15 protein-coding genes are annotated in these 20,848 nt (G+C 59.7%); 11 read left to right on the plus strand and 4 right to left on the minus strand.

Annotation, left to right across the window (positions count from 1 at the left end):
• Nucleotides 1–6: 6 nt before the first annotated feature.
• On the minus strand, nucleotides 7–2,343 hold the full coding sequence (locus F3J17_RS04055; RefSeq protein WP_167053985.1) for a TonB-dependent receptor: 2,337 nt from the start codon (nucleotides 2,341–2,343) through the stop codon (nucleotides 7–9).
• A gap of 437 nt (nucleotides 2,344–2,780) precedes the next feature.
• Here F3J17_RS04055 and F3J17_RS04060 point away from each other — a divergent pair, with 437 nt between their 5' ends.
• From F3J17_RS04060 to F3J17_RS04085, 6 genes are read left to right on the plus strand one after another with little or no spacing between them, the layout of a single operon-like run.
• A complete protein-coding gene (locus F3J17_RS04060) occupies nucleotides 2,781–4,040 on the plus strand; it encodes an SfnB family sulfur acquisition oxidoreductase (protein ID WP_167053987.1) in 1,260 nt (419 codons plus the stop codon).
• A complete protein-coding gene (locus F3J17_RS04065; protein WP_240160747.1) occupies nucleotides 4,040–5,758 on the plus strand; it encodes an ABC transporter substrate-binding protein in 1,719 nt (572 codons plus the stop codon). The genes F3J17_RS04060 and F3J17_RS04065 overlap by 1 nt, the downstream gene beginning before the upstream one ends.
• 4 nt (nucleotides 5,759–5,762) lie before the next feature.
• Complete coding sequence (locus tag F3J17_RS04070) at nucleotides 5,763–6,773, plus strand: ABC transporter permease (RefSeq protein ID WP_167053989.1); 1,011 nt, start codon at nucleotides 5,763–5,765, stop codon at nucleotides 6,771–6,773.
• Nucleotides 6,770–7,639 (plus strand): ABC transporter permease, encoded by an 870-nt coding sequence (locus tag F3J17_RS04075; RefSeq protein ID WP_167053991.1) that lies wholly within the window; start codon nucleotides 6,770–6,772, stop codon nucleotides 7,637–7,639. The genes F3J17_RS04070 and F3J17_RS04075 overlap by 4 nt, the downstream gene beginning before the upstream one ends.
• Entirely contained in the window at nucleotides 7,636–9,309 is a 1,674-nt protein-coding gene (locus F3J17_RS04080; protein WP_167053993.1) for an ABC transporter ATP-binding protein, read from the plus strand. Before F3J17_RS04075 ends, F3J17_RS04080 begins: the two co-directional genes overlap by 4 nt.
• An 8-nt stretch (nucleotides 9,310–9,317) precedes the next feature.
• On the plus strand, nucleotides 9,318–10,205 hold the full coding sequence (locus tag F3J17_RS04085) for an alpha/beta hydrolase (protein ID WP_345891126.1): 888 nt from the start codon (nucleotides 9,318–9,320) through the stop codon (nucleotides 10,203–10,205).
• A 1,152-nt stretch (nucleotides 10,206–11,357) separates the two neighbouring features.
• Here the strand turns inward: F3J17_RS04085 and F3J17_RS04090 are convergent.
• Both F3J17_RS04090 and F3J17_RS04095 read right to left on the minus strand, forming a co-directional pair.
• Nucleotides 11,358–12,407 (minus strand): PDDEXK nuclease domain-containing protein, encoded by a 1,050-nt coding sequence (locus F3J17_RS04090; RefSeq protein ID WP_167053997.1) that lies wholly within the window; start codon nucleotides 12,405–12,407, stop codon nucleotides 11,358–11,360.
• A 1,121-nt stretch (nucleotides 12,408–13,528) separates the two neighbouring features.
• On the minus strand, nucleotides 13,529–13,789 hold the full coding sequence (locus F3J17_RS04095; protein ID WP_167053999.1) for a helix-turn-helix transcriptional regulator: 261 nt from the start codon (nucleotides 13,787–13,789) through the stop codon (nucleotides 13,529–13,531).
• Nucleotides 13,790–14,031: 242 nt separating this feature from the next.
• On the opposite strand from F3J17_RS04095, the gene F3J17_RS04100 reads away from it, so the two are divergent.
• The 3 genes from F3J17_RS04100 to F3J17_RS04110 all read left to right on the plus strand — a co-directional run bounded on the left by F3J17_RS04100 (nucleotide 14,032) and on the right by F3J17_RS04110 (nucleotide 16,052).
• Nucleotides 14,032–14,613: an HAD domain-containing protein gene (locus tag F3J17_RS04100; RefSeq protein WP_240160748.1), complete on the plus strand. Its 582-nt coding sequence runs from the start codon at nucleotides 14,032–14,034 to the stop codon at nucleotides 14,611–14,613.
• A 229-nt stretch (nucleotides 14,614–14,842) separates the two neighbouring features.
• Nucleotides 14,843–15,361: a hypothetical protein gene (locus F3J17_RS04105; RefSeq protein WP_167054000.1), complete on the plus strand. Its 519-nt coding sequence runs from the start codon at nucleotides 14,843–14,845 to the stop codon at nucleotides 15,359–15,361.
• A 67-nt stretch (nucleotides 15,362–15,428) separates the two neighbouring features.
• Nucleotides 15,429–16,052: a hypothetical protein gene (locus F3J17_RS04110; protein WP_167054002.1), complete on the plus strand. Its 624-nt coding sequence runs from the start codon at nucleotides 15,429–15,431 to the stop codon at nucleotides 16,050–16,052.
• A gap of 484 nt (nucleotides 16,053–16,536) precedes the next feature.
• Here the strand turns inward: F3J17_RS04110 and F3J17_RS04115 are convergent, their stop codons facing one another.
• Nucleotides 16,537–17,307 (minus strand): hypothetical protein, encoded by a 771-nt coding sequence (locus tag F3J17_RS04115; protein ID WP_167054004.1) that lies wholly within the window; start codon nucleotides 17,305–17,307, stop codon nucleotides 16,537–16,539.
• 279 nt (nucleotides 17,308–17,586) lie between these two features.
• Here F3J17_RS04115 and F3J17_RS04120 point away from each other — a divergent pair, with 279 nt between their 5' ends.
• Nucleotides 17,587–18,276 (plus strand): hypothetical protein, encoded by a 690-nt coding sequence (locus F3J17_RS04120; protein ID WP_167054006.1) that lies wholly within the window; start codon nucleotides 17,587–17,589, stop codon nucleotides 18,274–18,276.
• A 256-nt stretch (nucleotides 18,277–18,532) separates the two neighbouring features.
• Nucleotides 18,533–20,623, plus strand: coding sequence for a hypothetical protein (locus tag F3J17_RS04125; protein ID WP_167054008.1), 2,091 nt, complete (start codon nucleotides 18,533–18,535; stop codon nucleotides 20,621–20,623).
• Nucleotides 20,624–20,848 lie beyond the last annotated feature (225 nt).

Here is a 20,848-nt window from a genome sequence, read left to right on the forward strand (position 1 = left end):
CGCTCCTTAGTAGGTGTACGTCACACGCAGCCCGATGGTGCGCGGCTCGCCCGCGGCAGCGACATTGGTGCCGGGCAGGAAGTAGTTTTTCGTCAGATCGTATTGACGGTTGAACAGGTTGCGCGCCCACAGCGAGACGTCCCAGTGGCGATCGGGCGTGGAGACCGTCACGCTCGCGTTGAAGAGCCAGTAGCCATCGACCGTGTAATTCGGTCCGAGCAGCAGCAATTGCGAATACGCATCGCGATAGCTGTAATTGGTTTCCGCGCGGAACCGGTAGCCGCCCGTGAACCAGCTATAGGCGACCTGGCCGCCGTAGCTCAGGCGCGGAAAGCTCAGTGACGAGCCGTTGTAGTCGCTGAAGACGTTGGTGCCGGCGGCCGCCGAGGCGACCGTGTTGTAGGTGACGAAAGGCGCGGTGTACTTGCCGTACTTGTAGCCGACGTACTGGGAGATCACGAGCCCGTTCAGCGGGTGCCAGTCGAGTTCCGTTTCGAAACCGTCGATGCGGGACTTCGGCGCGTTCACGAAGGTGCCGATCAGCGACTGCGAAGTCGGATCGTAGGTGGCGGAGAGCACCTGCTGATCGCGATAGTCATAGTGGAACGCCGAGAAGTTCCAGCGCAGCGAGCGCGTGAGGTCGCTCTTGAAGCCCGCCTCGTAGGCGGTCAGCGTTTCCGGCTTGAACGGCGCGAGCGCATTCGAATTCGCGGTGTTGTGCGCGGTGAAGCCGCCTGATTTGTAGCCGCGGCTGACACTCGCGTAGAGCAGCGTGGCCGGTGCGAGATCGAATTCGAGCCCGACCTTGCCCGAGGTGCCGTTCGACGTCAGTGACTGGTTGCCGTCGCCGCTCGTGAAGCCCGAGAACGGCACGAACGACGGCGTGAGCTCGCCCGAGGCGAAGTCGGTCAGATCTCGGTGCTCGTGCTCCTGGCGAATGCCGAAGATGCCGCGCAGCCGGGGCGTGATGTCGTAGGTCGCCTGACCGTACGCGCCGAGCGTATCGACCGACTGCTTGTAACGCGTGAGCGCGATGAAGCCGAGACGGTCCGTGAAGTCGGAATAGAACTTTTCGTCCAGATCGTCGTGCGAATAGAACAGGCCCGCGACCCAGCGCAGCCGCGTGTCGGCATGCGAGGAAAGCCGCAGCTCCTGCGTGAATTCGTTGATGGTGTCGTCGAAGTACTCATCGGAATCGTGATACGAGGTGGCATCCCAATCCATGTATTCGCGGCGATGCAGGTAGTCGAACGAAGTGATGCTCTTGAGATCGACGGGGCCGAGATTCCAGGTCGCGCTCAGATCGAAGCCGGCGTTCACGTTGTTCTTGCCGGGTTTCGAATCGGTCGAAAGGCCCGTCACGCGTGCGAACGCAGGGCTGATGCCCCAGCCGGTCTTGGTGATGTCGGTGTCGGCGGGAATCGTCACGCCAGTGAGCGTGGACGTATAGGGCGTGAATAGATACAGGCCTTCGTCGTCCGATTTGTCGAAGCCACCATGCACGCCGAGATGCACCTTGAAGTCGGGCGAAACGTCCCAGTCAAGCTGTCCGCGCGCCGCCGCGCTATTGTGATTGCCGAGCGACTGGCCCGTGTCGCGGTTCGTTTGCCACGCGCCGAAATCCTGTGTCGTGAAGGCGATCCGGCCGCGCACGGTGTCGCTCAGCGGACCCGACACATAGCCTTCCGTGGTCAACAGGTTGTGCGATCCATATTCGGCCGTCACACCGGCTTCGAAATCCTTCGTCGGCTTGTTGGTAATGAAATTGATCGTGCCGCCCGTGGTGTTGCGGCCATAGAGCGTGCCTTGCGGACCACGCAACACTTCGACACGCGCGAGGTCGAACAACTGGCCTTGTGTCTGGATCGGCAGCGCATAGGCGACATCGTCGACGTTGATACCGACCGTCGAGGCGTTGTTCGAGGTGTAGTCGTTGAAGCCCACGCCGCGCACGCGGAATTGCGGCTGGCCGCCGCCGAAAGCGGGCTCGACTTCGAGGCTCGGTGTAGCGTGCTGCAGGTCGTTGACGGTATTGACGTTCAACTCCTTGAGGTCGCTTCCGCGTAGCACCGAAATCGACGCACCAACGCGCTGTGCAGATTGCGCGCGGCGCTCGGCCGTGACGACTACTTCCGAAAGCCGTGTGCCGGAGACGGCATCTGGCGCGCTAGTCGCAGCACTTTTCTCGCCTTGTTTCGTTGCGCTTTTCGCTGCGGCCTTTGGCGCCGCGACGGCGGCGCTTGCCGGTGCCGCCGTGGCCGCTTCCTGTGCGTGAAGCGCTGCTGGCAATCCCGCCAATAGGGCCGATGCGCCTATCGACGCCCTGAGCAACGTGTCTTTCATTCGATATCCCTGTCTTTTGTGTGCGTGTGATGTGCGGGCGTGAAGTCCCTGTGCCCCGATCGTTCGCCGGGGATGGCGCGACGCTTTGCAACAGCCATGCCAGTGCGCGTTCGCGCTTGCGCCACGGGCGTTTGCCGACGTTTGCGCCCGAGACGCGGTATGCCGCAACGCGATGGCGCGGCCTGAATCGGGCCGCTTTGTTGAGAAACCAGCAGCACGCGAGCGCGCAGGCGGGCCTGCTGGATTCGCCGCATATCGCTGCAAATCCAGCGCGCGCAGCGGCGCGTGAGCGAGGTCCGGGAAGCGTCTTGACCGTGCAAACGCCCGTGAACCGGCAATGGCACGACCTTTGCATTGCGGTCGATCCCGGGCCGATTCCGTCGGCTCATTCGTTTCGCGTGCATCGAGCACACGCATTTTTTCGACGAGGATTTTTCATGTCTGCCACTTCATCGTCCGCGTCGCTGGACGACGTTACGAGCGTTTCGCCGCAAGCCGCGACGTCTGCGGCGCGCCCAGCCGCAAGCCGGATCGCCGACGACGCGCACGCGCTCGAAATCGCCCGCCGCCTCGCCGACGAACTCAGCCGCGAGGCCGCCAATCGCGACCGCGAACGCCGACTGCCGTTTGCCGAACTCGATCTCTTCTCAGGCAGCGGGCTGTGGGGCATCACCGTGCCGCGCGCCTACGGCGGTGCGGGCGTGTCGCTCGCCACGCTCGGGGAAGTGGTGCGTATCGTCGCGCAGGCGGATCCGTCGATCGGCCAGTTGCCGAAGAATCATTTCCATGCGCTCGACGTGATTCGCCTCACGGGCAACGAGGCGCAGCGCCGCAAGTTCTTCCAGCTCGTGCTCGATGGCGCGCGCATTGGTCACGCGGCTTCCGAGCGCGGCACGAAGACGGCGCTTGAAATTTCGACCCGCCTGTCGCGCCGGGGCGAACGCCTCGTGCTGAACGGCCAGAAGTTCTACGCGACGGGCGCGCTGTACGCGGATTGGATCGCCGTGCTGGCCCTCGACGACGACGGCCGCTACGTGCAGGTGCTGGTCGAACGCGCGCGCCCCGGCATCGCCATCACGGACGACTGGAGCGGATTCGGCCAGCGCACCACGGCGAGCGGTACGGTGACGTTCACCGACGTCGACATCGATCCGGAGAACGTGGTGTCGATCCAGGCGGCGTTCGAGACGCCCACGCTCGCGGGCCCGGTCTCGCAGCTGCTGCATGCGAGTATCGACGTCGGCATCGCGCGTGCCGCGATTGCGGACACGCTGGATTTCGTGCGAACGCGCAGCCGTCCGTGGGGTGACAGCGGCGTCTCCCGCGCCGCCGACGATCCGTATGTGATTCGCGACGTCGCCGATTTGCAGGTGCGTCTGGTGGCCGCCGAGGCGGTCCTCGATCGTGTGGCGTCGCAACTGGACGCGTTGCCCACGATCGTCGACGACGCGCAGGTGGCCCGCGCTTCGGTCGATGTTGCCGTGGCGAAGGTGTTGAGCACCGAGCTGGCGATACTCGCGACCAACAAGCTGTTCGAACTCGCGGGCACGCGCTCTGTACTTGCCGAATACGGCCTCGACCGGCACTGGCGCAACGCGCGCACGCATACGCTGCACGATCCCGTGCGCTGGAAATATCACGCGATTGGCAACTTCGTGCTCAACGAAGTCAATCCGCCGCGCCACGGGTACCTCTGATGAGCGAGCGCACGCAGAAGCCTTTCCGTCTCGCCGGGCCGTCTGACGACGCCACTGACCGAACGATCGCCTACGCCGCGCGCCGCCGTTACCTGCTCGCACTTGCGGGCAGTGCGGTGGGGTTCGCGAGCGGCATGCCGCTCGCTTTTGCGGCGGACACCAGCCATGCCGGCGGCGCGAGCGGTGCGAACAGTACAGGCGGCGCGGCCGGCGCGAGTGGCCCGTCTCCGGTGCGTGGCGGCACGCTTTCGCTGTTCGCGCAGCCGGAGCCGCCGTCACTCATCAACGCGCTCACGCCGCACGTCGCGTCGCAATACGTGGGCGGCAAGATCTTTCAGGGCCTGCTTGCCTACGATACGAACGAGCGGCTCGTGCCGGTGCTTGCGCGTAGCTGGCAGGCGAGCCACGACGGTCTGCACTACACATTCGAGCTTCAACCGGATGTGCGCTGGCACGACGGCCAACCGTTCGGTGCGCGCGACGTGGTCGTCACGCTCAGCGAGATCGCGCCCAAGGCTTTGCCGCGGCTACAGATTATTCACGACACGTATATCGACAGCGTCGAAGCCAGCGGCCCGCTTCAGGTCTCGATCAAGCTCAAGAAGCCGTATGGCGGCCTCTGGAACCTGCTCGGCAGCGGCCTGCTGCCGATCCTTCCGGCGCACCTATACGCGGGCAAGGACGCGCGAACGAACCCCGCGAATCAGCATCCGGTCGGCACCGGGGCGTTCGTGTTTCGCGAGTGGAAGCGCGGCGCGTATATCCGCCTCGCGCGCAATCCCGACTACTGGAAACCCGGCCTGCCGTATCTCGACGGCATCGTCTTCAACATCGTGCCGGACGCGGCGGGACGCTCGATTGCATTCGAACGCGGGCAGATTCATGCGCTGCGCGCGGGCGATGTCGACTACTCGGATATTGCGAGGCTCGCGAAGCTACCCGGCGTCGAACTGACGACGCGCGGCTGGGAACTGTTTTCGGGGATGGCGTTTCTCGAACTGAACCAGCGCAAGGCGCCGTTCGACAACGTGCTCGTGCGCCAGGCAGTGTTGCATGCGCTCGATCGCCAGTTCATCGTCGACAAGATTTTTTATGGCTACGGCAAGGTCGCGAACGGGCCGTTTTTGTCCACCTCGCCTTACTACGATCCGGCCGTGCCGCGTTTCGCACACGATCCCGATCGCGCACGCGCATTGATCCGGCAATCAGGCGTCGATGTGGGCAAGACGCCGCTCGTGCTCATCAACGGCGAGAAAGGCGGCGCGTGGGAGCGGGTGGCCGAATACACGCAACAGGCGCTCGCCCAGGTGGGTTTCAACGTGCGCGTGCAGACCACCGACGCCGCTGGCTGGTACGCGCGCGTGGCGAACTGGGACTTCGATCTGAGCTACAACTTTCTGTTCCAGAACGGCGACCCGGAATTCAGCGTCGCGCCGCTTTACCGCTCGGACAACATCGCCAAAGGATCGCCGTTCGGCAACGTCGAGGGCTATCGCAACCCGAAGGTCGATGCGCTCTGGGACGCGGCCGCGCAAACCAACGATCCGGCGCGCCGCCGCGTGCTTTACGCACAGATCCAGACCGCGCTCGCCAACGATGCGGCAATCGCCAACGTCTTCGAAATGGTGAATCCGACGCTGTATCGGCGCAACGTGCACAACCTGTTGCGCACCGCGACCAGCATCAACGACAGCCTCGAAGACACATGGATAGGTTGATGCAATGACGACCGTGTTGCGCTTTGCGACGGTGGCGCTCCGGGGACTGGCGATGGTCTTCGGTGTGCTGATCGTCGACTTCTTTCTGATCCGGCTCGCGCCCGGTGACCCCGCGCTCGCGCTCGCTGGCGACGCGGGTTCAGGCGACGCCGCCTACGTCGAGCACCTGCGCGAGCAGCTGGGACTGGCGAAGCCGCTCGGCACGCAGTTCGCGCAGTACCTGCTCCAGTTGCTGCATGGCAACTTCGGCTATTCGTATCGCAATCAGATGCCGGTGCTCGAGCTGATCGCCGATCGTTTGCCCGCGACGCTACTGCTGATGCTGGCGGCATTTGCCATATCGATCATCGTTGGCGTGAGCATGGGTGCGCTGGCCGCATGGGGCGACGCGCACGAGGGCGTGCTCGCGCGAGTGGTTTCGCGCGTGCTCGGTGCGCTCGCAGTGATTGTCTACGCGACGCCAGTCTTCTGGATGTCGCTGCTGGCGTTGATCGCGTTTTCGGTCCTGCTCGACTGGCTGCCCTCGTTCGGCATGGAAAGCGTGGGCGCAGGTGGGACGGGCTGGGGGCATGCGCTTGATGTGGCCCAGCATCTAGTGTTGCCCGCGACCACGCTGGGGCTCGTCTACGCGGCTGTCTATCTACAACTTACACGCGCATCTATGCTCGCCGTTATCTCGCAGGACTTCGTGCGCACGGCGCGCGCAAAGGGTGCGTCCGAACCGCGCGTGATGGTCCGCCATGTGCTGCGCAATGCGCTGATGCCGGTCGTTACGCTCGGCGGCCTGCAACTCGGTGAACTGGCGGGGGGCGCGCTCGTCACCGAAATCGTGTTCGCCTGGCCGGGACTTGGAGGTCTGATGTACGACTCGCTCGTGCAGCGCGACTATCCGGTTCTGCTGGGTCTGCTCGCCGTCATTGCGGCGCTGGTTGTGTTCTTCAATCTGCTGACCGATGTGCTGTATCGCTTCGTCGATCCCCGCATCGACCACACGGGACGAGGAGAGGCCGCATGAGCACGACTCTCGACACGATTGCGGCGCCGCCGGCGCGCCGATTTCTGCGCGACTTCGCACGCGCCCCCGGCGCGCTGGCGGGCAGCGCGGTGCTCGTGGTCCTCGCGCTGATTGCGCTCTCCGCGCCATTCTGGCTGCCATCGCCCTGGGCCATTGCCGCCGACCCGCTGCTCGCGCCGTTCCGGCAACTCGCGCATCCGCTCGGCACCGATATGCTGGGCCGCGACGAAGTCGTGGGCCTGCTGTGGGGCGCACGCGTGTCGCTGCTGGTTGGCGTGGGGGCGACCGTCGCGACCTTTGCGGTCGGCGCGACGATCGGCGCGGTAGCGGGATGGTGCGGCGGCTGGGTCGATGCCGTGCTGAGTGCGGTCATCGCGCTGTTCCAGACGATTCCGCAGTTCGCGCTCGCGGTGACGATCGCGGCGGTGCTCGGCGCGTCGCTCGAATCGACCGTGGTGGCCATTGCGGCGGCTTCGTGGCCCGCGATCGCGCGGCTGGTGCGCGGCGAATTCATCGCGCTCTCGCGCCGCGAATTCGTGCTGGCGGCTCGCGTGGCAGGGGAGCGGCCCGCCGTCATCGTGTGGCGGCAGATTCTGCCGCATGCGCTGGGTCCGCTGGCGGTACTCGCCGCGTTGATGGTCTCGGGCGCGATCCTCACCGAATCGGCCTTGTCCTTTCTCGGGCTCGGCGACGCCTCGCAGATGAGCTGGGGTTTCATGATCGGCGCGGCGCGCACGGTAATCCGCGAAGCGTGGTGGTTGAGCTTCTGGCCTGGCCTCGCGATCGTGGCGACGGCGCTGTCGATCAACCGGGTTGGGGAGGGTTTGCGTGTTGCGCTGGCAGCGGGCGGGGAGCGGCGACGATGAGCCTCACGCCCTTACTCAGTATCGACGGGTTGACGCTCGCGTTGCCGCCCGGCGCGGAGCGCGCCCAGGCCGTTCGCGACGTGTCGCTGACCATTGGCGCGGGCGAGGTGCTCTGCGTGGTGGGCGCGTCGGGCTCCGGCAAGTCGCTGCTCGCCGCGTCGATAGCCGGGCTGCTGCCGCGCGGCGTGCAGCGCACGGGCGGCCGTATCGTGCTGCAGGGGCGCGATCTGTCCGGCAATCGCGAAGCCGACTGGCGCGCGCTGCGCGGCAGCGAAATCTCGATGATCTTTCAGGAGCCCCTGTCTGCGCTGAATCCCTTGATGACGGTGGGCGCGCAGATCGACGAGGTGCTGCGCGTGCATGGTGTGCTGTCGGCGCGCCGCGAGTCGGCGGCGCGTACCGCGCGCGTGATTGCATTGATGCGCGACGTGGGCTTGCCGGATCCCGAGCAACTGCGTCACGCGTTTCCTGATGCGCTTTCGGGCGGCCAGCGTCAGCGCGTGCTGATTGCGATGGCGCTGGCGCTCGGGCCCAAACTGCTGATCGCCGACGAACCGACCACGGCGCTCGACGTGACGACGCAGGCGCGCATTCTCGAACTCCTGCGCGCGGCGACACGGGCCACGCAGACCGGCGTGTTGTTCATCACGCACGACTTCGGCGTGGTGGCGCAGATTGCCGACCGCGTGGCGGTGATGCGTGACGGCGAAATTGTCGAGAGCGGACCGGCGGAGGACGTGCTGCGCTCCCCCGCGCATGCGTACACGCAGGCGCTTCTTGACGCCATTCCGCATGGTCGTTTCGTGACGCGCCCGCGGGCCGACGGCGGCAGGCCCGCGCTCGTCGCCGAAGATTTGCACAAGCGCTATGCCGCGCGTGGAGCGGGTTTTTTGCGGGCGCGCCGCGGCCGCCGCGCTGTCGATGCGCTGTCGGGCGTGAACCTCGCTGTGCAGGCGGGCGAAACGCTCGGCATCGTCGGTGAATCCGGCTCCGGAAAATCGACGCTTGCGCGCGCGCTGGCCAGGCTCGTTCGCGTGGACGCGGGCCGCATCGTGCTCGACGGGGAGCAGGATATTGCCCAGTTGCCGGAGCGCGCGCTGAGGCCGCGGCGCCGCCAGATCCAGTTGGTGTTTCAGGATCCGTACGCGTCGCTCAACGCGCGTCACACGATTGGGCAGATCGTCGCCACGGGGTTGCTCGCGTACGGCATGCCCCGCGCACAGGCGCTCGAGCGTGCGGCCGACCTGCTTGCGCTGGTAAAACTGCCACGCAGCGCATTACATCGCTATCCTCACGAATTTTCGGGCGGACAGCGTCAGCGTATTGGACTCGCACGCGCGCTCGCGCTCGAACCAATGGTGCTCGTGGCCGACGAGATCGTCTCGGGACTTGATGTATCGGTGCAGTCGGAAGTGCTGGACCTGCTCGCATCGGTGCAGCGCGAACGCGACATGGCGACGATTTTCGTCACGCACGATTTGCGTGTGGCCGCGCAGATCTGCGACCGCATCGCAGTGATGCATGGCGGTCGTATCGTCGAAAGTGGCCCGGCGAGGCAGATTTTCGAGACCCCCCGCGAGGCGTACACGCGCAGCTTGATCGCTGCTACGCCCGCATTGCCCGAGCGTGTACGCGCGCTCGATCCCGATCTGGACAAGGAGCTTTCATGAGTGAGCATGTGGGGCGCGACATCGCGACATCGGTCGTGGTGAAGGGCGCCCGTATTGAAGTGCGTCCTGGCCGCACGTTGAGCGTCGCGCATCGCGCCGCGCCGCCCGGTTCACCGCACGCGGGCACGGTCGTGTTCTTCGCGCACGGCGGCGGGGGCAACAAGAACCAGTGGCGCTATCAGTGGGACGCGCTGGCTGCCGACGGCTACGAACTCGTGGCCTGGGATTTCGCCGGCCACGGCGAGAGTCCGACTCCATCGCCCGCAAGCGGCGCATACCGCGGCGAGCAGACAATCACCGACTACCGTGCGCTGTTCGACCGCTTCAAAGGCAAGAGTAATGTGCTGGTCGCGCATTCGCTCGGCACCGGGAGCACGCTCGCCTTGCTGGACAGACTGTCGAACGAAGACCGGCTTGGCGAGGTCAACGCGGTGTTACTGCTTGGAACGCAAGAAGGACGGCCGCAACCGCGCTCGCCCGCGCTGCCCGTGTGGTTGCTGGAACTTTTGAAACCGTGGTTTGCGCGCGGCTTTAAACGACTTGCCTGGCATCCCGATGCAAGCCGCGTGCTGGTCGACTACGAGTCGAAGGTTGCGCGCCGCAATCGCATGGCGATCTTCCGGGCCTTGATTCAGGACGCGCCGTGGGCGAACCCGGCAGGGTTGTCTCGTCTCGACCTGTCCGTGGTCGTGCTTTCCGGTGACTCGGACGGGCTGACGCCTGCGGAAGGCGGGCGTGCTCTGGCACTCGCGTTACCCGCCGCACGTTTCGAAGTCGTTGCGAGATGCGGTCATCAACTGATGCTGGAGCGTCCGGACGCGGTGAACGCCGCGTTGCGATCTCTCTTAGGTGACGTCGACGCTAAAACTGCCGCTGCGGTAGCAGAGGAGCGTTGAAGTTGCGCGCTAGTGTTGGCTCTTCCGCCGACGTCGTTCGCTACGTTCTCTGGCTGTCGTCGATGGAGGAGGGCGCAACACGCCAGCGGATGTTGCAGCGTTGAACGCGCTGCTGGACACGTTGGCAACCGCGTTCGCACCCCATCCGTCGGGTCAATGGAATCGGCAGGATCGCGCCGTTTCGGCAGGCACTGCAGACGCGTGCCGTTGCCGATGAATTCGCGATGACCGTCGTCGCGTGATGAGTTTGTTCGTTGCGAGAAGCGATTCCGACGTGTCAGCTACGACGGGGGATGCGTCTCGCAGGATTCGGTGTACGCGACCCAATCGATGCTCCTCAGAAACGCATCTAACGGTCATTTGCGCCCACAATCCCCAAACGCCTACGGCGGCATCTGCCAGCAGACTGCTGGGCTCGCAGCGCTGGGTCGAGGCGCATCAGCGCGCTTTTCCAGAGGCAGTTGAGCCCATACGGGGCGCGACGCTCATTCGCAATATCTGGCAGAACGGCAGCTCTGTCGTGCTGCGGACTACCTCATTGCGATGCACGTATCACCACGTTGTGGCACAACGATATGATCAATCTGATGTGGACGTTGTCATGAGAGCTCGAAAGTAGGTTGAATGGTCCTCGCATAAGAGCAAGGCACTCGACCTGCTTGTGCAACGGCAAGAGAAAGCGTCAGCGCACATTGATCCATCGGTCATTCCCGGCGCACGTATGTGATCCTGAATCGATGCGTCCCGGAGGCTGATGCGCAGGTAATGCCGCTTTACAGCACGCAGATGCACGACCATTCGAGGCAGCGCTCTATCAATCTGCTCTTGCCGCAGCGTTTGCGTCGATATTTATGGATGGACAGGAGTTATTGCGACGTCCGCTCGATCGCGCAAGCGATGGGGCAGTTGCGACAGATACTGTACGCGGGTTCTTGCAAATACCCGCATCGATGCTGGTGCTTGATGGCAGGATGACGCACGATCAGTTGTCCTCGGACAACGGCCCGGATCAGGGGTAATCCCAATGTCTTCCAGTTTCGACGGATAGATGTAGTCGAGACCGAAGTTTGGCGCAGGTTCTATTGAGAGTGGGGTGTGTAGGCACGCTTAAATGATCGGATGAAGCATAGCTAATGGGAGCAGGAACGGAGACTAGCTAGTCGAGTCCGGAAAATCCGGGCGTAGTTCGGCTTCGATCTGATCGATCGTCGGTAGGCCTGTTTCCATAGCTGGGGGCACCTCGCGCATGAGCTGGTATTCCGCCACGCCCATCGGGTTGGCCATGCCACGCAAGGCATACTCTGCGACAAGCCGGTTTTTCTCTTTGCAAAGTAGTAGCCCGATGGTCGGCTGGTCTTCGAGTGCCTTAACCTGCGCGTCGATCGCGGATAGATAGAAGTTCAGCTGCCCAGCGTATTCAGGTTTGAAAGGTGTCGTTTTCAGATCGACGACAACATAGCATCGTAGTTTCAGGTGGTAGAAGAGCAGATCTATAAAGAATTCGTCGCCATCTATTTCCAGCCGGTATTGACGTCCAACGAACGCAAAACCGGCACGCAGTTCGAGCAGAAATCGCGTAATGTGCTGCGTGAGTGCGCGCTCGATATCACGTTCCTGGGCACTTTCGGTCAAGCCAAGGAAGTCAAAGACATATGGATCTTTGAGCACGTCCCGAGCGAGATCAGATTGTGGTGCTGGAAGCCGGTCGGCAAAATTTGTCACTGCGTTGCCCGCGCGTGAGTGCGCCCCAGTCTCGATCTGCATGACGAGAACGCTTCGCGACCAGCCGTGTTCGAGAGATTTTTCCGCGTACCAGAGCCGCCGAGATGCGTCGTCAAGCTTGTCGAGCAAGGTGACCACGTGGGACCAGGGCAATTGTGCAACGGGCTGTTGCACAAAGTCCGGGTTTGGGAACGCTTGTGCAAGTGCACGCATGTATTTGAGGTTGCGTGGGGAAAATCCGCGCATGTCAGGAAACGCCGACTTGAGATCGCGCGCCAGCCGGTCGATAACCCCGGCACCCCAGCCTTGGGCCAGTTGACGCTCGAGAATGTCGCGACCGATCTGCCAGTACAGCGTTACCAACTCCCGATTTACACTGGCCAGCGCGCGCTGGCGTGCGTGCTCGACACGCTGTTTGACCTCGGCAAGCCAATGGCGATAGTCGTCGGACGGGGCTGGATTGACTGGTTCGTTGGCCATGCGCGGTAGGATTGGGCTGCGGTTGACTGGATCGAGAACGACACGTCTACAGCGTACTGTCAGACAATGAGCAGATTTGGGTTCTATAAAAGTCCTTACCCCCTTTGATTTAATAAGCTGTTGATTTTGTTTGAATTTTTCTTCTGCTTGGCTGGGTGGTAGGAGATATTCTGGATTTCCGGAGTTCTGTAAAAGTACATACTTGGATCCGGAGTTCTGAGAAAGTCCTACCACTTGAGCGGGGGTAGTTTTTACAAAACGATGGGCCTGACTGGCTCGGTCGCGTCTGGAACAGTGACCGAGTTCGGCCTGATACCGCAGAGGACAACGGACGGCTCCCGATGTCGGACCTTCTGATCCCACGGCTGAAAATCAGCGTAGATGCCTCATTCCTGCGGATTCGACGGAGGCAGCGCAACGAGCGAGTCGCAGCAAGATTAAGCGCTTGGTTGCAATGTCAAAGGCGCGCGCCCGATTACTTCAACGGCATAAGGAAATACCGCAAATGGGCATTGCCTTTGGCCGTCAATAGGCGCATTAGAGAATGAGCGGATTCTCAGAATTAACGGCACTGTGCGCGTTATATCGTGAGCGCGGTTTATTCCGCAGGCCTGCCATCGGACCGGATTTCCGTCGATCTAATAGAAATCTCGAGCTCTCGCCTTCGATAAGCAAGCTGGCGGAATCGGGATCTCGCACCCTTGCGCTCGTTGTGGCGGTCGTATGTGACAAGTCCGGCTCATCTGCCTGTCGATACGGCGCAAGTAGATGCTGGCGCTGCGATGTTGACATGCAAAGAGCACTGCCATGATTCCCTGTGGCGCACGGCAAGTTGGGGAAGCGTCAGTGCCGAATCGACGGCGTTCCCGGAAGTCCACGTCTCACGCGATTCCCTCCGTGCTCCGCTCATTCAGTGCGGCGGATCCAGCAAGCTACGTTGCTGTCACTTGCTTGGCGCTTACGTAAACGTAAAGAAAATAATAGGTGACTAGGTACACGGAGGAACGCACGAGCCGTAGCAACGGGGTTGTTGTCTAGGTGCGCTGCAGCTTGAAGAAGCGTGGTCGAAGCAGCATGTGGGCCCCTATTCGCGGCAGTAATAGGGGACGGAGTACAGGGACTTAGCCTGGTGCCGATTCCGGCACGTACTCAGTCAATAGAACTTCGGGGCTTGTTTTGAGCGCCTCCGCGATTCGCTGCAAGTTGTCCAAAGACACAGTGCGAACTGAGCGTTCCACATGGCTCATATAAGTGCGGTGGTACCCACAGAGTTCGCTGAGTTCCTCTTGAGTCAGGTTTCTTTCTTTTCGGACGCGTCGTACGTTTTCGGCGAATCGTCGCCGCAGCCATGGGTCGGCGACCGTGTTATCAATTTCTTCCATGCTGCGGAGCGTCGCCGAACTAAGCGTTTTCGTCTACTCCGTTTCAGTCTACTGCGTAATAGTCTACTGCTTTATTGTCTACTCTGTTTACGTCTACTGCGTATCAGTCTACAATCCAGCCATCGAAACGGCGCTGGGCGCAGCCCAGTCGTTGGCATTCATTGAAAACTTCGTTGAGCAGTTCCTGCCGCGTAAGCGCAGCGGGATACCTTTTGAGGGAGCGCTGGTAGGACAGAGTGACATTGTTCAGAGAAGATGTTGCGGCCCGTTCGGCCGTGACGCCGATTGTTGATCAACTAAGGCAAGCCGAAATGCGTCAGATCCTATTTCTCGATGTTGACGGAGTTCTGCATCGTGGTATTGCTCGCCGAGTAGGTAATCGAGTGATAAGCAGTGCACCAGATATTGAGCTCTTTGAATTTGTCCCAGTGCTTGAAGAGTTGCTGCGCCCCTATCCGAGTGTTGAGATCGTGCTCTCTAGTGATTGGGCGCTCGTACTTGGGATCGAATTTACACGTGACGCAATGGCATCAGAGGAGCTAGGGAGGCGCATCATAGGTGCGACTTACGAGGGGGAAACGCTCGACGCGGGCGTCTGGCCAGTCCTTCCACGCGGAGCACAGGTTCTCGACTACGTAAGGAGAAATTCGCCAATGCGCTGGCTGGCCGTGGACGATAGATCAGACGGATTCGAGGCCTTTCGAGGCCAACTGGTTCACTGCCAAACCGACGTCGGATTAGGTGATGATGTCGTGGTCGAGCAATTCCGTCAGCAGTTGAAAATGTTCTTCTCATTTCTATCGGAAGACGAGATTGACGAATGAAGGACGACGTCCCCCATACCGTGTAAATAGTTCAGCTCTTAAGCGCGGCGAACTCGCATTCTCATGGAGCGAATCAGCCGAGAGAAATGATTCGACGCGTAGCGAGGTTATATATTCGCAGTGCTTATCACAAGCGGCGATACTGTCCGGTAACGTTGAGCGGAAAGGTTCATCCGCAATACCTGATGACCTAACACATCAATGTTTTAGACCGGAAAAGGTCCTTTCGATGCAACCAGGCAATACGCCTCAGCAAGATATGCAAAAGCCAAATCGGCATGGCGCGACGTCGTTCAGGGTGTCAGACGGCGCCTGGTTTTACGTTCGCTATGGCACAAAGACAGATCCTGAATCGAAGCACGGCGCTTTCATCACTCAGACCTATTCCGACCTTAAGGCCTTGTTGGCGAACGCTCGCGGTGCGGAGCCGATCTTGTACATGTTCTCGATAAATGGCGATGGAGTATCGGCGTTCCGACGTGTCGTCTCAGTGCGAGAGGTGAAGCTAGACGACATACACATATTTGAATTCGAGGACGGTCAGGCCACTTTTTGGGACGAATGTGGCAGCGGTGGGGTAAGTACCTATGCGGAAATCGAAGCCCCTCGGAGCGTCTTCGAACTCACCAAACTCTCTGTGCGACAACTACATTCTGATGGCGCGGAGCGTGAAAGCATTGAAGAGGGTCGCACAGCTTCTAGCGACATCCAGCAGAAATCAGATCTTAAAAGAGCTGGTCAGGACTGAGTGAGAAGGAAGCGGCGGTGCTGGCTTGCTGATCGTTGTCTCACATGTTCACAGAGCGGAGTTACTGATGTCTATCTACTCTCATCCTCCGGGCGATGGTTGCGAGGTCGTGCACCTTGAGCATTGGTCTATACGCCAATTCGAGAACGGAAAGAGATTTTTTGTCGGATATAGTCAGGAGACGCGAGACGGCCGCGTGAGTGCAGAGATTGTGGATTTGGATCCTGCGACACGTATAGGACGAACCGCTAGCGGGCGCGTGTACAAGCTCGTTGGCTGCAGTGGTATCAACGGTGATGCGGAGTATGTCTTCACCCGGGTGCGCGAAATTATCGGCGACGGCGGCAAATGGAAAAACGTCACCGAGGCATTGATACCTGAATGTACTGCAAAGGTAGAGCAAAGAGAAAGTCTGGAGGAGACCTCGGTCGACGCGGCAGCGCGCATCCTCTTCGTTGCACCTTCGTATGTGCGCAAACTCATCGAGGAAGAGAAGCTCCCTGCGCGTGTGCACGAAGACGGAGCGTATCGACTTCCAGTAAGGGCGGTGCGGACGCTTAGGGACCAGATGCGGGTTGAGCAAAAGCAGGCGCTTGCCAGAATGATTGCCGCGACTGACCAGATGGGGCTGTATAAAACAGAAATTGAAGGCCTTCCGGTGCGCAGACTACGTGATCTGGCCGACGACTAGCTAGTTTTGCGTTGGCGCAGCGATGTGCTGCCTATCTATAGGCGAACGCATGCTAGCGCTCAAGCATGACGTGTTTGTTTCCTGTGCCCACGCGTAGCACGTTTCCTTCCGGCGTCAACTGTCTGGGAATGTCGTTGAACTGATGCGGGCGTTCGGGCGCCTTGGGTGACGGTACATGAGCCGAAGAAAGGGCCGGCTTCACTTTCACTCGCGGGTGTTTGGCGCGTGGTGGATTGCGTTTGACCGGCGCGCTAGTGCGAGCTTCCGGCGGGTCCCATACTTCCGAGTAATGCGCTGATGCGTTAGCGGAATACATAGCGATCGCCAGAGAGCATGCAAGACAAGTTCGAAGGCGCACTAGATATGCATGCGATGCTTTTTTGCTAGCCGTGAGTTCAATCATGCCTTTCTCTGCCGTTCAATCCTGCGACATTCTATCGTTGCAGCGAGGCCTTGGGACAACCTTGGACCTGCGTCGTTCGCGCTAACTTGCTTTGGTAGCGGTGAGCTCGAATTGATCCGTCTCGACATTGAATCGTAAGCTACCGTAGGCGGCCCATTTCACATGCGTTCCTCGGCGAATGGCTTCGTCCAGTACTTGAATTGTACGTCGTTGCATCAGATTCACCGGGTTGGTGCGATCGCAGATGACATAGACAACAGCAGTTCGGTCTGGAAATCCTGCCATTTTCACCTGTTCGAGGGACAAGAGGCGGTATCCGTCGGGCGTTGTTTCGACGTTGGCTGTCCCGTAATAGATGAAATCGCCTGTCCAAGGTTCTCTGTCTGTTTTGCGGAATGCTCGGTCGTAGTCTGACTGGCGGCCGTACAGCTTCAGCGGGTATTTTTTGAGTTCGTCGAACACGAACTTCGAATGTTCGCTGGCTGGCTTCCCCTTGGCTCGCGCAGTCCTATAGAGCGCCTTGGTTGCCTCGACTCTTGCCGTCACCAGTACCCGTAGAAGACTCGTAGTACTCTGATGAGCAGTTGCCAGATCGGTCAAGCGGTTCCGCACGCGCCGACGTACTTCATCTGGGCTTGCGACAGTCTGCGGGCGTTGACCTTTTGCGTCGCCTTCGGCGCGACCAGCGCGAACCTCTACCAGCTGCTCTGGCAAATCTGCCTCAAGTTTGACGCGGCCCGTAGGCACGGACGGGCGTTGGGCGCCATACGTCTCCAGTTGTGCAGCGCCATACGGGCATTCAGGAGCGTGATTCCGGTCAGTGTCGATAATCTTGAAGTGCGGCGATTTCACATAGTGGTCCCCGTAGGCTGCTACGGGGGTGATCCGACTGTCCATAAGAGCATCAACTGGTCGTCTATGAATGATTTTATTCGAGTTTAACGTCCTGTCTTTATTGATGGTGTATTGAGTAGCGATTTTGTCGGATTCGGTGAGTAGAGTGTAGTTCGGATGTAGGTGTCAATAAGTAACGATGATCTAAATAGCAAGTTTTCAAGCATAATGGGCTGGTAGGAAGATGTTCTGTTAACGGGGATTGACTTTCTTTCTTTTCAACTACAAAAAATGCTGATGCAGACTCTCGCTCCACAAACCTTCGCTTTCATCGAAAGTGCGATCAACGCCCTCGAAAACTTCCCGCAATCCGATCTCAGGTGGCTCGCGCACCATCGGCGGTTCAATTGGCGGCATTACTATGCGAACAGCATAGGGGAAGCGTCCAGATTCATTCTGGAGTTGGAGGCAGCGGTTCCAGCCGGCGACCTGGATGGGATGACGAGTCTTGAACCCGGTGAGATCGTGGACGATCGGTATCCTGTGTACCATGACGTTGTAGATGTTATCCCTGTGTACAAGGACGCCATCATCCTCGAAACTCATCGAACGCTAGTACCTGCGAAAAAAATACCTCGTCTTCTCCGCTTGCTGCAGATTCCGGGGCACTCGGAGGGCATGGACGTAGAGAATCACAACTTTGGCTACCATTTCCATTACGGGAAGGTGAAGTCGAATTCGGTTGAACGGAGTAATCTCCTGCTGACCTTTGATCCTCGCAAGAAGTCGCGTAAATCTCCTGTTTTGTACGGGGAGTACCATGCCGAAGGGAAGACGAAATCCATCAACATGGAGACGATTGGTTTGAACAAACGTCTGCCCATCTACCTGGTATGTGAAAACGCCGCCAAGAAACGAGGTTTTGAGAATTTCAAGATGGCTGCTGACAAAGCAAAGATCTTCCATAGTCCCGATCGTTCCGAATAGCGGATAGTACGCGGTGTTCAGCGTTGAGAGTCCTCCCTCTCGCTAGCGTCGTACTAGACGATGCATATAGCTGGAAGATTCGAGGCACAACGCTGACGCGCGCGAACTACATCAGAAGCTTACTTGCCAGTTGAGCTGGCACAAGACTTTGATACGTAATCTCAGCGTTTGCCGTCATTGATTAAGCTCGTATGCAGCGTCTTAGAACAGCTGCTTTTTCGACTGCGCTATCGAATCAACTTTCATCGTATTCCCCATGACTTCCCCGAAACACTCTCTGCCGCAAGATTGGCCAGAGCATCTGAACGCTATGGCGCAGGTCAACCCCAGCCAATTCTCGCCCCCAATCAACGAACCGCAGCTCCTCTTCACATCGATGGCAGGGCAAACTTTTGAACAGTTTTGTTGGTGGTTGCTCCAGAAAGAACAAGCCATCGTCGGTTGCAAGCGAATCGGTGATCCGGGCATTGAGCAAGGGGGTATCGACCTGTTCGCTTTTGACGAGGCATTTCCGGACAAGCTCCGCGTATTTGAGTGCAAGGCGTGGACTAATTTCGATGCTGAGAAGTTAAAGAGGGCGGTGGACACGTTCCTTGAAGGGGATTGGGTTGCGCATACGAAACGCTTCACTATTATTCTTGCTCACGCAAGCACAAACAAACTGAAAGGCCAGCAGTGGATGAAAGCGGCTGCCAAGCTCAGGGCCGTTGGTATTGAACCGCATTTTTGGACCGCCGATGACCTGACACTCAAAGTGCAGGCTTATCCGGATGTCTTGTCGAAGTTTTTCCCCGGGGCGAGCGTGGAGCACTTCGGTAACAAGTGGATGCAGCGAGTAGCGTTCTATGAGGTAGCGAGTAAGGCTTTTTTTGATCCGCGCGAGCGCGTTGCCCAATGGGCTCGAGAGATATGCGGCCCCGATGGCGCCGTTGAGCTCAGCAGTTGTGACGTTCAGTCTGTGCTGGATGATCAAGGTGCACTGCGCATCAACCCTGAAACGCGCGTGTCTTCTATCTCCATAGATAGCTCAGTCCGGACTGTCGAGAGATTCGGAAGCACCTGGCAGTTCAGAGGGCCATGGTTCGGACTTAGTGCGATTCTCCCGGGCGAGAAGTTCATGAATGGTTCGGCCGCCATCAACTTCAAGAAGCCGGATCTTGAAGGGATGACGCTGACGTTTGACTACAAGTGGCTGATGAAATCGTTTCTATTCGCTAAAGGAGCACCTTTGGCGAGTGCCTATCGAGGCTTCGTCTACGCTCCATCATACGGTAGGCCTCACCACTACGAAGTGGACTTCCCGCACTGCCGATTTTCTCTGCACGAAGATGGAGTACGCGAAATAGCCGGAGTCGCTGACCTCTTGACGGACGTGGTACGTGATGCGCTGCTAACTCAAGAGCATAGTTGGTCGGCGGTGGACTTCCCGTTCGTCGAATGGGGCGGCAGAAAGGTTGCAATCGCAACGCTCGACGAGCGAGTATGGAACGAGGTTTGCCAGTTTGCGATCGCACATGACGTGACGAAGGGGAAATCGGATTGGCACATGTTTCAAGGCGCGACCAACGTCTTGAAACCGTTTCATGAAGTAGAAACGGCACACTATGACGCCGGCTACCACGGAATTTTCTATGCGGTCAAACTGGAGGGACTGAGCTACGGACGCAAGGTCGCGTTGCTTTGGCAACCAGACGGGCCGCTGACTACTGAGAAGTATTCTTCCCGGAGGTGGTGGTCGTGCGAAGAGGCGTTTGACTGGTTCAAAACTTCATTGCTACCGGAAGTTAAACGCCATGTTTATGCGCGCAGATTCGGCAGCTTGAGTGTTCGATTGTTCCAGGCGAAGGAAGCAAAGAACTTCGCTGCTGACCTTGACGAGCTCTTCGTGGCGAATGACGTGCGTATCTCACCTCTGCTCCGAGACGGTAGCTGGTCTGCCGGCATCGTGGACGTCGCCCGAGAGCTGAGCGAACATTTCAATAGAATCGGCACGCCTGAGCCGTTTTTTACCCAGCAAGAGGTCGAAGACCTTTACGGAGCGGTTGCTGTCGTAGCAGAGGGAGGTCGCGGCCACGTTGGATACGTGAGCTCAAGTCTTTCTCTTGCGGAAGCTCCTGAAAGTCACGAGGAGCTTGCTCGCCTTATTCACGAGCATATAAAGGAAGGACGGGTTGTGGCCAATCGTATTGTTGTCGATTACGCTTTCCGTGCCATGCTCGAGCTATTGGCGGACTCGGATGACTGGCTTTCGGATAAACAAAAGGCGCGCATTCTGCCATGCCTCGTACCATTCGCCCTTGCCAGGGACGATGGGAAGTTGGTCGAGCGGCATACACGCTGGAGCTAGCCAGGATATAGGCTCTGAAGGCAAGTCCGGGCTTTCATCAGCAAACGCTAAAGCTGCACAAATCTGACCACGGAGTTTGAAAAGAGGGTCTACACCGATATCGGACTGGAGATATCGGATGCAACTCTTATCAATTGGTGTAGCAGCAACGCAACCGGGCGTGGCCGTTGAAACACTGCGCCCGCTGGCATCGGCACGGGAGGCTCGCACCTGCCGGACGGACTA

It is taken from the genome of Burkholderia sp. Ax-1719 (assembly GCF_011753055.1).
GTDB lineage: Bacteria > Pseudomonadota > Gammaproteobacteria > Burkholderiales > Burkholderiaceae > Paraburkholderia.

Bases quoted from the DNA above. Each gene is read 5' to 3' on its own strand.
- F3J17_RS04055 (WP_167053985.1), bottom strand. From the start codon at position 2,343: ATGAAAGACACGTTGCTCAGGGCGTCGATAGGCGCATCGGCCCTATTG.
- F3J17_RS04060 (WP_167053987.1), top strand. From the start codon at position 2,781: ATGTCTGCCACTTCATCGTCCGCGTCGCTGGACGACGTTACGAGCGTT.
- F3J17_RS04065 (WP_240160747.1), top strand. From the start codon at position 4,040: ATGAGCGAGCGCACGCAGAAGCCTTTCCGTCTCGCCGGGCCGTCTGAC.
- F3J17_RS04070 (WP_167053989.1), top strand. From the start codon at position 5,763: ATGACGACCGTGTTGCGCTTTGCGACGGTGGCGCTCCGGGGACTGGCG.
- F3J17_RS04075 (WP_167053991.1), top strand. From the start codon at position 6,770: ATGAGCACGACTCTCGACACGATTGCGGCGCCGCCGGCGCGCCGATTT.
- F3J17_RS04080 (WP_167053993.1), top strand. From the start codon at position 7,636: ATGAGCCTCACGCCCTTACTCAGTATCGACGGGTTGACGCTCGCGTTG.
- F3J17_RS04090 (WP_167053997.1), bottom strand. From the start codon at position 12,407: ATGGCCAACGAACCAGTCAATCCAGCCCCGTCCGACGACTATCGCCAT.
- F3J17_RS04095 (WP_167053999.1), bottom strand. From the start codon at position 13,789: ATGGAAGAAATTGATAACACGGTCGCCGACCCATGGCTGCGGCGACGA.
- F3J17_RS04105 (WP_167054000.1), top strand. From the start codon at position 14,843: ATGCAACCAGGCAATACGCCTCAGCAAGATATGCAAAAGCCAAATCGG.
- F3J17_RS04110 (WP_167054002.1), top strand. From the start codon at position 15,429: ATGTCTATCTACTCTCATCCTCCGGGCGATGGTTGCGAGGTCGTGCAC.
- F3J17_RS04120 (WP_167054006.1), top strand. From the start codon at position 17,587: ATGCAGACTCTCGCTCCACAAACCTTCGCTTTCATCGAAAGTGCGATC.
- F3J17_RS04125 (WP_167054008.1), top strand. From the start codon at position 18,533: ATGACTTCCCCGAAACACTCTCTGCCGCAAGATTGGCCAGAGCATCTG.